Here is a 13,177-nt window from a genome sequence, read left to right on the forward strand (position 1 = left end):
TGCCGGCAGGAAAGTGAGCTCCAATAGCGCCGAGCTGATACTGGTTGACACACCTACCGCCACATCTAGGTCTGTCCGGCAACAGATCACGCGTTGGTAGGAATGGCTCACCAGCCAATAGTCGACCTTGTCTAGCACGCCGGGATCGTCACGATCTATGGTGAGCATGCTCGAACATCTGCGGGGGTGGCAAACATCTGTTGGCACGCCCCTATCCCCTGTGTGAAAGGACCTCCATGGGCGTCACCCTTGCCAAAGGCGGCAACGTTTCCCTCGACAAGCAGGCCCCGAACCTGACCGCAGTCGCGGTGGGTCTCGGCTGGGACGCGCGCTCGACCACCGGCCACGAATTCGACCTGGACGCCAGCGCTCTGGCCACCGGCGAGAACAAGAAGGTCCTGTCGGATCAGCACTTCGTCTTCTACAACAACCTGCGCTCCCCGGACGGGTCGATCCAGCACGAAGGCGACAACCTCACCGGTGAAGGCGATGGCGACGACGAGGTGATCAACGTCGACCTCAAGGCGGTGCCGCCGAATATCACCAACATCTTCTTCCCGGTCTCCATCCACGACGCGCACCAGCGTGGCCAGAGCTTCGGGCAGGTCACCAACGCGTTCATTCGGGTCGTCGACCGGGCCACCGGTAGCGAACTGGTCCGCTACGACCTCACCGAGGACGCCTCCACCGAGACCGCCATGACCTTCGGGGAGCTGTACCGGCACAACGGGGAGTGGAAGTTCCGTGCCATCGGCCAGGGCTACGCGTCCGGGCTGGCCGGTATCGCCCGCGACTACGGCGTCAACATCTGACCCGTCTCAAAGGATTTTTCGGGGAGGGCTCGCGCACATATATCCGGGCCCTCCCCGGTGTTCGGTTCGTATGTCCTGCAGTAGCCACCCTGTATGCCCACTAGAGAAAGGCCACGCTCCGTGGTTCTGCGAATATTCGGCTGGTCCTTCGCGGTCACGATCGTCTCGCTGATCATCGCCGCCATCTACGGCGGACCCCAGGCCGTCATGCTCGTCGTGATCCTGTCGATCCTCGAGGTGTCGCTCTCGTTCGACAACGCCGTCATCAACGCCACCGTCCTGCGCCGGATGAGCGAATTCTGGCAGAAGATCTTCCTCACCGTCGGCATCGTCATCGCCGTCTTCGGCATGCGCCTGATCTTCCCCCTCGTCATCGTCTGGCTGGCCTCCGGCCTCGGCCCCGTCGCCGCACTCGACCTGGCCCTCAACCCGCCCGCCGACGGCGCCTCCCACTTCCCCGACGGCAGCCCCAGCTACGAGACCCTGCTCACCGACGCGCACCCGCAGATCGCCGCGTTCGGCGGCATGTTCCTGCTCATGCTCTTCCTCGGCTTCATCTTCGAAGAGCGCGAGATCACCTGGCTGTCCTGGCTGGAGAAGCCCCTCGCCCGCATCGGCAAGCTCGACCAACTCGAGGTCGTCGTCGCCGGCGCCCTGCTGTTGCTCACCGCCGCCTACATCGCCCCCGAGGACACCGTCTCCACCGTCATGATCTCCGGCGTCCTCGGCATGGTCACCTACATCGCCGTCAACGGACTCGGGGAACTGTTCAACACCCCCGAGGAAGGCGACGAGGACGCCGGGACTACCACCTCGGGCGGGCCGACCGCGCTGGCCAAGGCCACCGGCAAGGCCGGATTCTTCCTGTTCCTATACCTCGAGGTCCTCGACGCGTCGTTCTCCTTCGACGGCGTGATCGGCGCCTTCGCGATCACCTCCGACCCGATCATCATCGCCCTCGGCCTCGGCTTCGTCGGCGCGATGTTCGTCCGCTCCATCACCGTGTTCCTCGTCCGCAAGGGCACCCTCTCGGACTACGTGTACCTCGAGCACGGCGCCCACTGGGCGATCGGCGCGCTCGCGTTCATCCTGCTGGTCTCGATCGGCGTGCACGTCAACGAGAACATCACCGGCCTCGTCGGTGTCGCCCTCATCGGCGCCGCGTTCATCACCAGCATCATCCGCAACCGCCGCACCCCCGAACCGGTCGAGGCAACCGGCGAGCGGGACGACGAACCAGAGAAGGCCAGCGTCGGCTGACGCGCCTCACCCCGCGACCGGATCCGACCGATCTCACCGTGGACCCCGCCGCGCCACGCCGCGGCAGGGTGCACCCCCCGAACACGAGCGCCCCCGGTGCCGGCCAAGCCTGGCGAGCAGCACCTTTCATCCGACGCACCACGCAGGAGAGACTCATGACGTCGCTTGTCCGCGGCCAGAACACCCCACTGACCTCACCGCAGCTGACCGTCACCGTCGCCGGCGTCACCCCCGGGACCGTCGACCTCATGGTCTTCCAGGTCACCACCACCGGGAACGTACGCAGCGACAGCGACTTCGTCTTCTTCAACCAACCCGCCTCCCCCGAGGGAGCGGTCCGGCTCACCGGCCCCAGCACCGTCGCCGTCGACGTCACCAAAGTGCCCCACAGCATCGACAGGCTGCGCCTGGCCGTCAGCATGGACGACTCCGCACCCGGCAGCCTCGCCACCATCCCCGGCCTCGGCGTCACACTGGGCCCGGTCTCCGCACCCGCCCTCGGGTTGACCACCGAACGGGCCGCCGTCCTCGCCGAAATCTACCGGCGCGGTGAACAATGGAAGATCCGGAACGTCTCCGCCGGCTGGGACAGCGGCCTCAAAGCCCTCGTCACCGAACACGGTGTCGTCGTCGACGACGCCCCCACCCACCCGCCGGCCCCCACCTACCCTCCCGCTCCCCCGATCCAGCCACCCGCGCCCGTCATTGCGCCCCCGGCGCCCACCCCGCCTCCGGTACCCCAGCCGCGGGTCCAGCTCAGCAAAATCACCCTCACCAAGGCCGCCCCCACCGTGTCCCTCGCCAAGGGCGGCGACACCGGCACCATGCGGGTCAACCTCAACTGGACCCGCGGTCGGCGCGGCTTCCTCGGTAACGGCGCGATCGACCTCGACCTCGCATGCCTGTACCAACTCCACGACGGATCCAAGGGTGTCGTCCAAGCACTCGGCAACGCATTCGGCGACCTGCACTACCCGCCCTACATCGCCCTCGACGGCGACGACCGCTCCGGCACCAACGCCGGCGGCGAGAACCTCCACATCAACCTCGCCCACCTCGCCGACTTCAAACGCATCCTCATCTTCGCCTACATCTACGACGGCACCCCGAACTGGTCCGCCGCCGACGGCGTCGTCACCCTGTACCCACCCCACGGCCCCGAAGTGGAAGTGCGCCTCGACTCCCCCGACAACCGCGCCCGATCCTGCGCCATCGCCCTGCTGAAAAACGAACGCAACGAACTCACCGTCACACGAGAAGTGCGGTACATCAACGGAACCCAATCCGACATCTCCAAAGCCTACCGCTGGGGCCTGAAATGGACCGCCGGCCGCAAATAACGCCGCTCCAGGAACCCGACCGAGAGCGGTCACCTCGGGACAGGCCCTCCCACATCGGGCGACCACGTCGCGGCGTCAGCGCGAGTGCCGGGAATCGACAACCGACTCAGCCGATGCTGATCGGCCTCGCCTGACCGCAAGAAAGACCACACAGCGCCACACCGCCCGGGCAGATTCGGCCACCGATAGTGCGGGCCGACAGTTCTCGGCACCGACATTCACCCAGCAGGTGCCAGCGGAACTCCCATCGGCCCCTCGGTGCACACCGTCGACCAGCGCTCGTGAATGCAACCTCCCGTACCAGTCGCACCGACCGTCCGCCCGCGTTCATTGCTGTGACACCGGCGCGCCCACCGTCGATGAGCCTGGCTCCGAAGAGACAGGCAAGGGTTCGCCCACTGAACGTCCGTCGGATTGAGAGAACCCAGAAACCCGGAGTCGGTCGGTCACGCTCAACAGCGGACACCACTCGGTTCAGCCACCCACAACCGGCAACTTCGCCGCAGCGTCATGGAAGGCACGCACGATTGCGGCCGAAATCCGACCGCGGAAGGACACTTCACGGCCCTCCCCGATCGCCCACTCGCGAATCTCCCTGGCCGTCGACTTCGCCGGCACCGTGCCCGCCTCCGCTCCCTTCACCGGAGCCTCCTTCTCGACAACCTTCTCCACGGCCGTCTTCCCCGCTGCTGTCTTCCCCACTGCTGTCTTCTTCGCCGAAGCCTTCCTCGCGACCGCCTTCTTCGCCGAAGCCTTCCTCGCAGCCGTCGACTTCGCCGGCACCGTGCCCGCCACCGATACCTTCACCGGAGCCTCCTTCTCCACGGCCGTCGTCTCCCCGGCCGCCTTCCCCGCCGGCTCCTTCTCCGCTGCCGCCTTCTTCGCCGAAGCCTTCCTCGCGACCGTTGTCTTCGCCGGCACCGTGCCCGCCACCGATACCTTCACCGGAGCCTCCTTCTCGACAACCTTCTCCACGGCCGTCGACTCCCCAGCCGCCTTCCCCGCCGGCCCCTTCTCCGCTGCCGGCTTCTTCGTGGCCGGCTTCTTCGTGGCCGGCTTCTTCGCCGGCACGGTTTTTGCCTGAGTCTTCATTACCTGGGCGTCATGGAAAGCTTGCTCGATCTCGGCCGAAATCCGGCCGCGGGGAGACACTTCGCGGCCCTCTCGGATCGCCCACTCGCGAATGTCCTTGGTCGTCGCCTTCGCCGGAGCCGTACTCACCACCGGTACCTTCGCGGCGACAATCTTCTCCGCGACCGTCGACTCCGCCCCTGCCGTCTTCGCCGGCGACTTCCTCGCGGCCGTTGTCTTCGCTGGTGCCGTACCCGCCGCCGCTCCCTTCACCGGAGCCTCCTTCTCGACGACCTTCTCCACGGCCGTCTTCTTCGCCGGTGACTTCCTCGCAGACGCCTCCTTCGCAGCCGTCTTCTTCGGCCCTGTCGTCTTCGCCGGCGACTTCTTCGCCGGAGACTTCCTCGCAGACGCCTCCTTCGCGGGAGCCTTCCCCGCAACTATCTTCTTCGCGACCGCCTTCCTCGCCGGCACCGCATTTGCCTGAACCTTCGACGCCTGAGCATCATGGAACGCCTGCACGACCTCGGCCGAAATCCGGCCGCGGGGAGACACGTCGCACCCCTCACCGATCGCCCACTCGCGAATATCCTTGGTCGTCGCCTTCGCCGGAGCCGTACTCACCACCGGCACCGTCGTGGCGACAATCTTCTCCGCGACCGTCGACTCCGCCCCAGCCGTCTTCGCCGGCGACTTCCTCGCAGCCGCCTTCTTCGCAGCCGTCTTCTTCGGCCCTGTCGCCTTCGCGGCCGTTTTCTACGCGGGAGCCTTCCCCGCGACTATCTTCTTCGCGGCCGCCGCCGGCGCCGCTTTTGCCTGAGCCTTCGTCGCCTGAGCGTCATGGAAAGCTTGCACGATCTCCGCCGAAATCCGGCCGCGGGGAGACACTTCGCGCCCCTCACCGATCGCCCACTCGCGGATCTCCTTGGTCGTCGCCTTCGCCGAACCTTCGGAAATCCTCGGTGATACCGCCATCGTGCTCTCCTTCTACCTCAGGGCAATCGTCGAACGCACACAGTAACGGCAGGCTCGTCCCGGAAATGAGGAAGCTCACCGAACTCACAATTCAACGTCTTCAAGACATTGTCCATGTGGGCAGACCACACACGATCCTCCTCGAGCCCAAAATCACATCGCACCGAGCCTCATGCAGGACCAGCACGACCCACCCCGACAGGGACCATTCTCCACCGTAATCCCGAAATTGCCTCGGCAGCTGCATAATTGAAGTGGCCGACAGTGACGGATTCGGTGTACACGGTGCCGAGCAGGGTGTGCGCCTGACGGCCCACCACCGCCTACTCACCGAAGACCGGGCCGCAAATTCCGGCGGTGCAGCGCCTCTCGGACACCGGTCACAGCGGCACCGCACCGTACCTCGCGAACCCCGCGCGCCGGCCACCACATCCCCAGCAGCCCGGAGAACACACCGTCGTGGCCGGGGCCGCCGCATTCGGAATGTGGTCACCCACCGCCGGCATCCTTCTCCTCCGCACCGCACGCACACGGTGCACCCGAAACCGACTGCGACACCGTACACACGAGTGAAAACAACCCGACACACCACCGCGATGAACACCAAGCACTGGGACAGCGTGCCCCTCGCGAGGGGCAGTGGGGCGCGCCCCGGCCGAGACACCGCGAGTGCTCACTCCCAGCCGCCGTCACCCCGTACGTCGCCGCGTCATCCCACTACCGGATCGACAATCGTGACCGAGCGCGGCGAGCACCCTCTCGCCGGCCCATCCGCCGGCATCGAACGGCGCCGACCGCACCACCGCCAGCGTCGACGGTGTCCGTCCGCCGACCAGCACGAGCGCGAGTTCATTTGCGTCCGTGCCGGCACAGGTACTGCAGCCCCGGCGCGACGATCGTGTGGGCCAGAATGTCGGTCCCGGGTTCGGCGGGTCAGCGCAAAGTCCCACCCACATGCCCTCCGTCAGCCAGAGTGTCCCGGCCGAACCCGATGATGCTCCGCCGGCCACCCCCGGCCGCCACCGCGACATCCTCGTCGAGCAACCAGTCCCGTCAACGACCTGTCGGCCCACGGCCCGCGTGCGGATGATCCGGTCCGGTGCGATGCCTCGGCTTCGCAGCATTGCCTCGGCAACCACCGCGCCGACGGACCGACCGAGATGCACCGCGGTCAGCCCCCTCCCCCATCGCACCTGCTTCCCTTCCGCGCCGACACGGTCTCGGGGCACATCCTCACGGCTCGGCATCGGGCCCCGGAGCCCCCGTGCCGGGGGCGGAAGATCTCCCGGTTCAGACTCAGGCGGCGACCGAGGTGGGTCGCTACATGCGCAGAACTGCCCTCTACCAGCACAGATCCGATGAGGTGCGGGTGACGTACGGTGTGGGAATGGGATCGCCCATCACCAGTCTGTACGCGCGCGTGGCGCAGGACTTCACCGATCGTCTCCTGGGCTGCCCGCAGGACCGCTGGAATTCGGCCTCCCCCTGCCCAGGCTGGACCGCCTGGGACGTCGCCGCCCACGTGGTGGGCAACCACCGACGGGCCTGCGCAGGGCTCAGCGGAGACGACTACCGGGTGCCCACCGCCGGGGAGGACGTGGTGGCCGCATGGCTGGAGGCAACGGCCGCGGTACAGGCCGCCCTGAAGTCGGAGGCGACCGCCCAGCAGGTATTGGGTGCCGAGTTCGGCAACCTGCCTTTCGAGCAATTCGTCCGGCGGATGGCGTGCGCCGACACGCTGATTCATACCTGGGATTTCGCGCGCGCTACCGGGCAGGACGAACACCTCGATCCCGAGGCAGTCGAGCTGGCCCGAACCTTTCTGGTCGCAGAAGACGACCGGATCCGGCTCCCCCACGCCTTCGGGGCCAAGGTGGCGCCCACAGACAACGCCGACGCCCAGACCCGGCTGTTGAATTTCCTGGGCCGCGCCACCTAACAGAATCAACTTCCGTGGCGCACAGAGTCCGCCGCGCGGCGAGATCGGCTGTGCTGAGGGGGAAGGTGTTGCCGGCCCGCCGGGACGGGTCCGGTTTAAATACGCCCCAGCGGTCATCCCCGACCCGGACGGCCAGACCGACACAGCAGTGGCAGCCGGGTGCCCCACTCCGTCCGGTGCCGCGCCTCGCCGCACCGCCCTCGACGGGCACAGACCGCCGCACACGAATCAGCAGGATGAAGGGGATCGGCGATGGAGCCGCACGAACCGCACGACCTCAATCCAGGGCCAGGCCCTGATCCGTCCCGGGTCGCCGTGGTGGTCGCCGGTGCCGGAGCGCGCGGAGCCTACGAGGCCGGCGTTCTGTCCGTCGTCGTGCCATTCCTGCGCGCGGCCGACATCACACCGGATCTGTTCATCGGCACCAGCGCCGGAGCGATCAATGCGACGCTGTTCGCCGCCGGTGCCCACCTGCCAGCCGACGAGCAGGCCGCCGCCGCCCTCGCGGTCTGGCGGAGCGTGGACATCGACGACGTGTTCCGGCCACTGATGTACAGCGGACCCGCCACGATCGCACGCTGGGCCGGTCAGCTCTGCGGAATACCGGGGATTCGCCTGACGAGTCTGGTCGACACCGCACCACTGGCCCGGACCGCCCACCGATTGGTCGACTGGCGACAGCTCGCAGCGAACCTCGACGACCGCCGGACGTCGCTGGCGGTGGTGACCACCTCGGCCGCCACCAACCGGACGGTGGTCTTCGTCGACAGGAACGGTGCCGACCCGCTCCCGCCACCGGACGCCAACCGCGCGATCGACTACCGCGATGTGCGGGTCACCGCCGAGCACGTCCTCGCCTCCGCCGCGATTCCGGCACTGTTCCCCGCGGTCGAGGTCTCCACCCCCAACGATGCGCGAGGCTGGTACGCGGACGGTGGGATCCGGCTCAACGCCCCACTCAAACCGGCGCTGTCCCTGGGCGCGCACAAGTTGGTCGTCGTCGCCACCCACCCAGCGGTCTACCCTCCCCCAGTGCCGAACACCGGCGAGGAGCCGGGACCACCGGATGTCGACGACATGGTCGTGCGGGTGCTCGATGCCGCTCTGGTCGATCGGATGGTCGAGGATCTGCGCACGCTCGGCAAGATCAACGAACTCGTCGCCGATGGCCGCCGGACCGGCACCGACCGACACCACCACCACTACGTCGATGTGCCCTACCTGTTCTTCGGCCCCGAGACGCGCGGTTGCCTCGGCGCCCTCGCCGCCGAGGCATTCGACGACCGGAACCGGTGGCCGACCGGCGCATGGCACATGCTTCGCAATCCGGACCTGCTGCTCCTGGGACGACTGCTCGGTGGCGACGGTGCCCGCCGCGGAGACCTCCTCAGCTACCTGCTCTTCGACCGCGGCTTCATCAACGCCGCAATCTGTATGGGACGACGGGACGCACACCTGCTCCTGGCAGGCGCAGACCAACCACCCTGGCTCACCGGAGCCCCGAAGCACGTCCCGCCCCAGCGGATCTCCGTGCACGCCGCACTGCAGACGCACGGCGCAGGAATCGGCGCCGAGACCACCGACACCGCCTGATCGGATCGTCATCTGCTCACACCGCCCGACGACCGTGCCACCACACGCCTGCCACTCGGCCACGGCCACGGCCACGGCCGCGACCTCGTCGCCCGCATCATCGCCGACCACAGCGCCATCCTCTCCCCCACCTGAACCGCACCAGCGTCAACGCCCTCCGACACACGACGCCGACGGGTGGCGCGTACCGTCCGCGACGACCATTGAGCGCGCGATCCTTGCGCGAGGATCACTGATCGGCCAGGAAAATCGGTGGCCGCACCCACTTGACCGGGCGATGGGAAGTGCCCGTTCCTGTCGATGCCGAGCCGAATGACGGCATCCGCCTCGACACCGAGCGCCGGGGAATTCCCGTGCCGCGGCACCTGGTCACCAGCCGGCACTACCTGCTGCCCGGCCTCGGCGGAAGAACCGAAGTCACCATTCCCACAACGGTCCTGCCCCTACAGTCGGGGCCCAGACAACCTCGGTGCGAGCCAGCTCGGCCACAGTAAGTCGGCTCACGACATCGGAACACCCTGCAAGCGAAACGCTTTCGCTCCCACCGACCGATGCGCAACGGTCCATCCGGGAGGAAGCCCCGCAGCGAACGTCAGGCCACCTCATCACAAGGCGGCGAGGAAACCGAAAATAGTGCGATGGCATGGATCACATTCCCTGGATTTCCACGCTGCGGCTCACCAAAATCACTACTGCGCCGCACACCACTACGTGCAGGATGACCGTGTAGCGCCCCTGCCAGCTGATATCCATCGTTGGCGGGGGCTGCGCTTGGCTACGCTCCCCACCACCACTACTGATGCTCAGTAGTGCCACCACCATCCGGTGCGGCATCCGCTGTAGCGCACATACGATCCGGCACCGTGTCGGTCAACGGAAGATCGTCCACACCGCGGCGGCGGCGAGCGCTACCACGACCACAACCATCACCACGGTGACGAGAGATTCGTGATCAGCGAGAAGTTGCTGCATGCCAGAACGAGTCCCGGGTCACGGCAGAGCACGCTCGCGAGCGCGCGCACCGACACGGCACTGACCGCATGAAAGAACCGACACCGTCGGGACGCCCCAGAGGCAAACCTGGCGTATGGAGCCGAACCGGCTCCTCACGATCCTCACCGCCCCAAGAGGTTAGCCACCGCACGCCACACCCCGAAAGCGTGGCGCGCCGACGCACCCTCTAACCTGACGGGTCCGAACACCCAGAAAATGAGGAAGCACCAGGCATGGCCACCGACTACGACGCCCCCAGAGTCACCGAATCCGACGAGCCGGATACCTCCCTCGAACAGCTCACCGCCAGCCGGAAAGACACCCAGTCCCCCGTCGTGGACGTCGAAGACTCCGAAACCGCCGAATCGTTCGAACTACCTGGCGCCGACCTGTCCGGTGAGGAACTGACCGTCCGCGTCCTCCCGAAGCAGGCGGACGAATTCACCTGTACCAGTTGCTTCCTGGTCCACCACCGCAGCCGACTCGCCGACCCCGCGCAGCTGATCTGCCGGGACTGCACCTAACCGAACACCCGGGGCCCGCCGGTACCTCGGATCCCTCCGGGCTTCTCACCACAGGGAACCTGACATCCCGACATCTCGGGGGCGGTTTCATCCGCGGGCGGCGCGATCTGCCGCCGTTATTCTCCCCGGTGCCGGCCGGGTGCCCGCACGGCCGACCCCGGGCCCGGGTTCGGATTCGGGGCGGAGCGGTGAAAGCCCGGATCGATGGTCAGGTCTTCGGTGTCGGCAAAGACCAGTCGCCCGTCGTCGAGCGCGACCGCCCACCGATAGCACCGGCGCCCACGCGTGCCCACCCCCGCCCGGGTCGGTCACCGCCGCGTAATCCTCGACCACCTCACCGGTGAGATCGGCCCCGGCGCTCCTGCGGACCAGCACCCGGACACCGACCGTCAACTCCGGGCCATCGACCGGCCGGCTGCCGCTGTATCGGGCCATGTTGATGCACCCTCTTCCTCGGCGAAACTCCCGAGATCGAGCATAAGCACCACCCAGCTCGGTACGCGGCCCGACCTGCGCGAACACACCGTCACGCACCGCAACGACGCCGCGAGACGGGCCGAGCCTGCACGGAGGGCAGGCACCAGGCCGCCCGTCCCTGGCGCAGGCCCCGGCATCAGCGGCGCCTGCCCCAAACGGTAAGTCCGACTGCCACTGCCCACTGCCACTGCCACTGAACAACAGACTCGACGAACTCGCGCAGCGCCAGCACCGCGAGCCCCGGAAATCATGCACGAACCAGTCGAGGATTACAGCCGCGAGCATTCCGGCTGAAACACCGCGGGTGAGCCTTTCCTGCGCTCGCGGAGCAATGCGTCAGAAACGTCGCGTCGGATTCCGTCGCACAATCGAAGGAAAGGGGAAGCGCAATCGCGTTGGAGGTGACCATGCGTCGGGAGGAACCGGCACCGGTACCGGTGGCTGCACCGATCCGGTGGTGGCGGCTGCGCCCGTGGAGCCGCAACCACCTGATGCGTCCCAGCGACCGCGTCGAAGCCATCCTCGTTTTGCTGGCCGCGGTCCTGGTTCTGCTGCTGATCCCCGTCGCCGCCGCCTTCGGCACCGCGACCCATACCCGGCTCGAACAGCAAACCCAGACACTGCGCGCCGGCGCGCACCAGGTACCGGCTGTCCTGCTCGAGGACACCTACCCTGCCCCCGACATTCCCGAGTACGCGATTCGACCAGTCGGCACCCAGAACACCGCCCTCGCCCGCTGGACCACACCCCACGGAGAGCGCACCGGAGCCGTCCCCACCGACACCCCCGCGAAAGCCGGCCAGACCATCACCATCAGCGTCGACGCCGACGGCCACCTCACCGGCCCCATCCCCGACAGCCGGGAAAACACCGCCCTCGCGGTGACCGCCGCCTGCGGGCTCTGGGCACTCACCGCTGGCGCCGTCCTGCTATGTGCCGCACTCGCACACTTCCTGTTCCACCGAAACCGGCTGCGGCGCTGGGCACAAGAGTGGACACAGTTCGACACACCACCGGGATAGCCCCAAGAACACATCGTGCAGCCCCACCCCGGGGGCGGGTGCACCTGACCGCCGCTCCTGGGGGTGGTCACCGTGTCAGCGCGGTCACCGGAGGCAGCACCTGGACGAGACCCCGACGAGGCGGCGGCTCAGCTTTCGTCCGGTCGAGCGGGTTCGATGTCACCAGCATCGACGAAGACCAGAGTGCCGTCGTCGGCCGCGACAGCCCACCGGCGCACCGGAGCCCAGTCATGACCGACACCCGAGCGATGAGTGTGGCATCCCACCCTCGGAAGTGCCGTCCGCAGGAAGGCCCGCCAGGGGTGCGGCACAAGGCACGACCGGGGCGGTCAGGTCTCGGAACGATCAGCGGGAACCTGCGGGTAGACCACGACGCCGTTCTCCTTCACCCACGTCTCATCTCCGCCGTCGGCGTGCTCGACGAGCAGCTCGACGGTCGGGATCTCCGCAGCCAGTGGGTGATCGAACGCAGCCCGGGCGTTCCGGGCGCACACCGTCTCCTCGGAGCTGTCGGTGTAGAGGGCGTCGATGACGAACCCCGGGGTGAACCGGCCACCGAACCCGGCACCGCCCCGGAGTGTTTCCTGCCGGCCCCGCCACCACCGGGTCAGCGCGCGGGCACGGGTGATGTGGTGGGGTGCTTCGACATCGAGGATCGTGAACTTCTCATAGTCCGCGTAGGCGAGGTCCGCCAGCAGCCGCGGGCCGAGGCCGGGCCAGCTGAACGTGCCCTCGAGGACCAGGTTCTCCCCGCGGGACAGACAGATCTCGGTGACGGTGTCGAGGAGTGTCGTCGACTCGGTGTGCACCAGGGTGGCGAGCTCGCGGGGCATCAGCCGGTGCCCGTCCGCCAGGTCGATGGCCAGCAGGTCGGTGTAGACGCCCTGCTCGATCGCGTCCCGGAGCAGGTAGTCCTTGATCGTGTCCGCGTCGAGGACCCGCCACCCCTGCCCGGCGAGGTGCCGACGGTCGATGCTCGATGACTTCCCCACCCCCGGTGGGCCGGCGGTTGCCAAAGCCAGGAACTGTCTGCCGATCCCGACGTCGGTCTGCTCGGCCAGGTAGGCGTCGACGACCGCATCCCGCGTTCGACGACGGGACACGGGTTCGAACAGGTGGATCGAGGCGGAGGGGCCGTCCTTGTCGAGGATCCCACCGGGCCGGCACCACG

Annotated in this window: 11 protein-coding genes and 2 pseudogenes; 9 read left to right on the forward strand and 4 right to left on the reverse strand. The window is 67.5% G+C overall.

What is annotated here, in order from left to right; translation table 11 throughout:
• Nucleotides 1-236 precede the first annotated feature (236 nt).
• From ACFU5V_RS39140 to ACFU5V_RS39155, 4 genes and pseudogenes are all read left to right on the forward strand, one after another.
• Nucleotides 237-812: a TerD family protein gene (locus ACFU5V_RS39140; protein ID WP_378706320.1), complete on the forward strand. Its 576-nt coding sequence runs from the start codon at nucleotides 237-239 to the stop codon at nucleotides 810-812.
• Between the two features lie 120 nt (nucleotides 813-932).
• Nucleotides 933-2,072 (forward strand): DUF475 domain-containing protein, encoded by a 1,140-nt coding sequence (locus ACFU5V_RS39145; RefSeq protein ID WP_378706322.1) that lies wholly within the window; start codon nucleotides 933-935, stop codon nucleotides 2,070-2,072.
• Nucleotides 2,073-2,227: 155 nt separating this feature from the next.
• Nucleotides 2,228-2,677: pseudogene (locus ACFU5V_RS39150) on the forward strand (TerD family protein); the annotation flags it as partial.
• A 99-nt stretch (nucleotides 2,678-2,776) separates the two neighbouring features.
• Entirely contained in the window at nucleotides 2,777-3,412 is a 636-nt protein-coding gene (locus tag ACFU5V_RS39155) for a Tellurium resistance (RefSeq protein WP_378706346.1), read from the forward strand.
• Nucleotides 3,413-3,886: 474 nt separating this feature from the next.
• On the opposite strand, the gene ACFU5V_RS39160 is transcribed toward ACFU5V_RS39155, so the two are convergent.
• Nucleotides 3,887-5,107 (reverse strand): histone-like nucleoid-structuring protein Lsr2, encoded by a 1,221-nt coding sequence (locus ACFU5V_RS39160; protein ID WP_378706323.1) that lies wholly within the window; start codon nucleotides 5,105-5,107, stop codon nucleotides 3,887-3,889.
• On the opposite strand from ACFU5V_RS39160, the gene ACFU5V_RS39165 reads away from it, so the two are divergent.
• On the forward strand, nucleotides 5,076-5,303 hold the full coding sequence (locus ACFU5V_RS39165; RefSeq protein WP_378706325.1) for a hypothetical protein: 228 nt from the start codon (nucleotides 5,076-5,078) through the stop codon (nucleotides 5,301-5,303). The genes ACFU5V_RS39160 and ACFU5V_RS39165 overlap by 32 nt on opposite strands.
• On the opposite strand, the gene ACFU5V_RS39170 is transcribed toward ACFU5V_RS39165, so the two are convergent.
• Nucleotides 5,240-5,458 (reverse strand): histone-like nucleoid-structuring protein Lsr2, encoded by a 219-nt coding sequence (locus ACFU5V_RS39170; RefSeq protein WP_378706327.1) that lies wholly within the window; start codon nucleotides 5,456-5,458, stop codon nucleotides 5,240-5,242. The two genes, ACFU5V_RS39165 and ACFU5V_RS39170, sit on opposite strands and share 64 nt — an antisense overlap.
• A 1,324-nt stretch (nucleotides 5,459-6,782) precedes the next feature.
• Here ACFU5V_RS39170 and ACFU5V_RS39175 point away from each other — a divergent pair.
• The 3 genes from ACFU5V_RS39175 to ACFU5V_RS39185 all read left to right on the forward strand — a co-directional run bounded on the left by ACFU5V_RS39175 (nucleotide 6,783) and on the right by ACFU5V_RS39185 (nucleotide 10,507).
• Nucleotides 6,783-7,397, forward strand: coding sequence for a TIGR03086 family metal-binding protein (locus ACFU5V_RS39175; RefSeq protein WP_378706329.1), 615 nt, complete (start codon nucleotides 6,783-6,785; stop codon nucleotides 7,395-7,397).
• A gap of 252 nt (nucleotides 7,398-7,649) precedes the next feature.
• Entirely contained in the window at nucleotides 7,650-8,990 is a 1,341-nt protein-coding gene (locus ACFU5V_RS39180; RefSeq protein ID WP_378706331.1) for a patatin-like phospholipase family protein, read from the forward strand.
• Nucleotides 8,991-10,216: 1,226 nt separating this feature from the next.
• A complete protein-coding gene (locus ACFU5V_RS39185) occupies nucleotides 10,217-10,507 on the forward strand; it encodes a DUF4193 domain-containing protein (RefSeq protein WP_378706333.1) in 291 nt (96 codons plus the stop codon).
• A 116-nt stretch (nucleotides 10,508-10,623) separates the two neighbouring features.
• On the opposite strand, the pseudogene ACFU5V_RS39190 reads toward ACFU5V_RS39185, so the two are convergent.
• A pseudogene (locus ACFU5V_RS39190) lies at nucleotides 10,624-10,942 on the reverse strand (hypothetical protein).
• Between the two features lie 449 nt (nucleotides 10,943-11,391).
• Here ACFU5V_RS39190 and ACFU5V_RS39195 point away from each other — a divergent pair.
• On the forward strand, nucleotides 11,392-12,006 hold the full coding sequence (locus ACFU5V_RS39195) for a hypothetical protein (RefSeq protein ID WP_378706335.1): 615 nt from the start codon (nucleotides 11,392-11,394) through the stop codon (nucleotides 12,004-12,006).
• A gap of 329 nt (nucleotides 12,007-12,335) precedes the next feature.
• On the opposite strand, the gene ACFU5V_RS39200 is transcribed toward ACFU5V_RS39195, so the two are convergent.
• Nucleotides 12,336-13,177: zeta toxin family protein (locus tag ACFU5V_RS39200; protein ID WP_378706337.1), on the reverse strand; the 842-nt coding region annotated here is incomplete at its 5' end.

The organism is Rhodococcus sp. NPDC057529, assembly GCF_042802055.1.
Classification (GTDB): domain Bacteria; phylum Actinomycetota; class Actinomycetes; order Mycobacteriales; family Mycobacteriaceae; genus Rhodococcus_F.

What these genes read in the sequence shown, in the direction of transcription:
- ACFU5V_RS39140 (WP_378706320.1), top strand. Translation starts at nt 237, where the DNA reads ATGGGCGTCACCCTTGCCAAAGGCGGCAACGTTTCCCTCGACAAGCAG.
- ACFU5V_RS39170 (WP_378706327.1), bottom strand. Translation starts at nt 5,458, where the DNA reads ATGGCGGTATCACCGAGGATTTCCGAAGGTTCGGCGAAGGCGACGACC.
- ACFU5V_RS39175 (WP_378706329.1), top strand. Translation starts at nt 6,783, where the DNA reads ATGCGCAGAACTGCCCTCTACCAGCACAGATCCGATGAGGTGCGGGTG.
- ACFU5V_RS39180 (WP_378706331.1), top strand. Translation starts at nt 7,650, where the DNA reads ATGGAGCCGCACGAACCGCACGACCTCAATCCAGGGCCAGGCCCTGAT.
- ACFU5V_RS39185 (WP_378706333.1), top strand. Translation starts at nt 10,217, where the DNA reads ATGGCCACCGACTACGACGCCCCCAGAGTCACCGAATCCGACGAGCCG.
- ACFU5V_RS39195 (WP_378706335.1), top strand. Translation starts at nt 11,392, where the DNA reads ATGCGTCGGGAGGAACCGGCACCGGTACCGGTGGCTGCACCGATCCGG.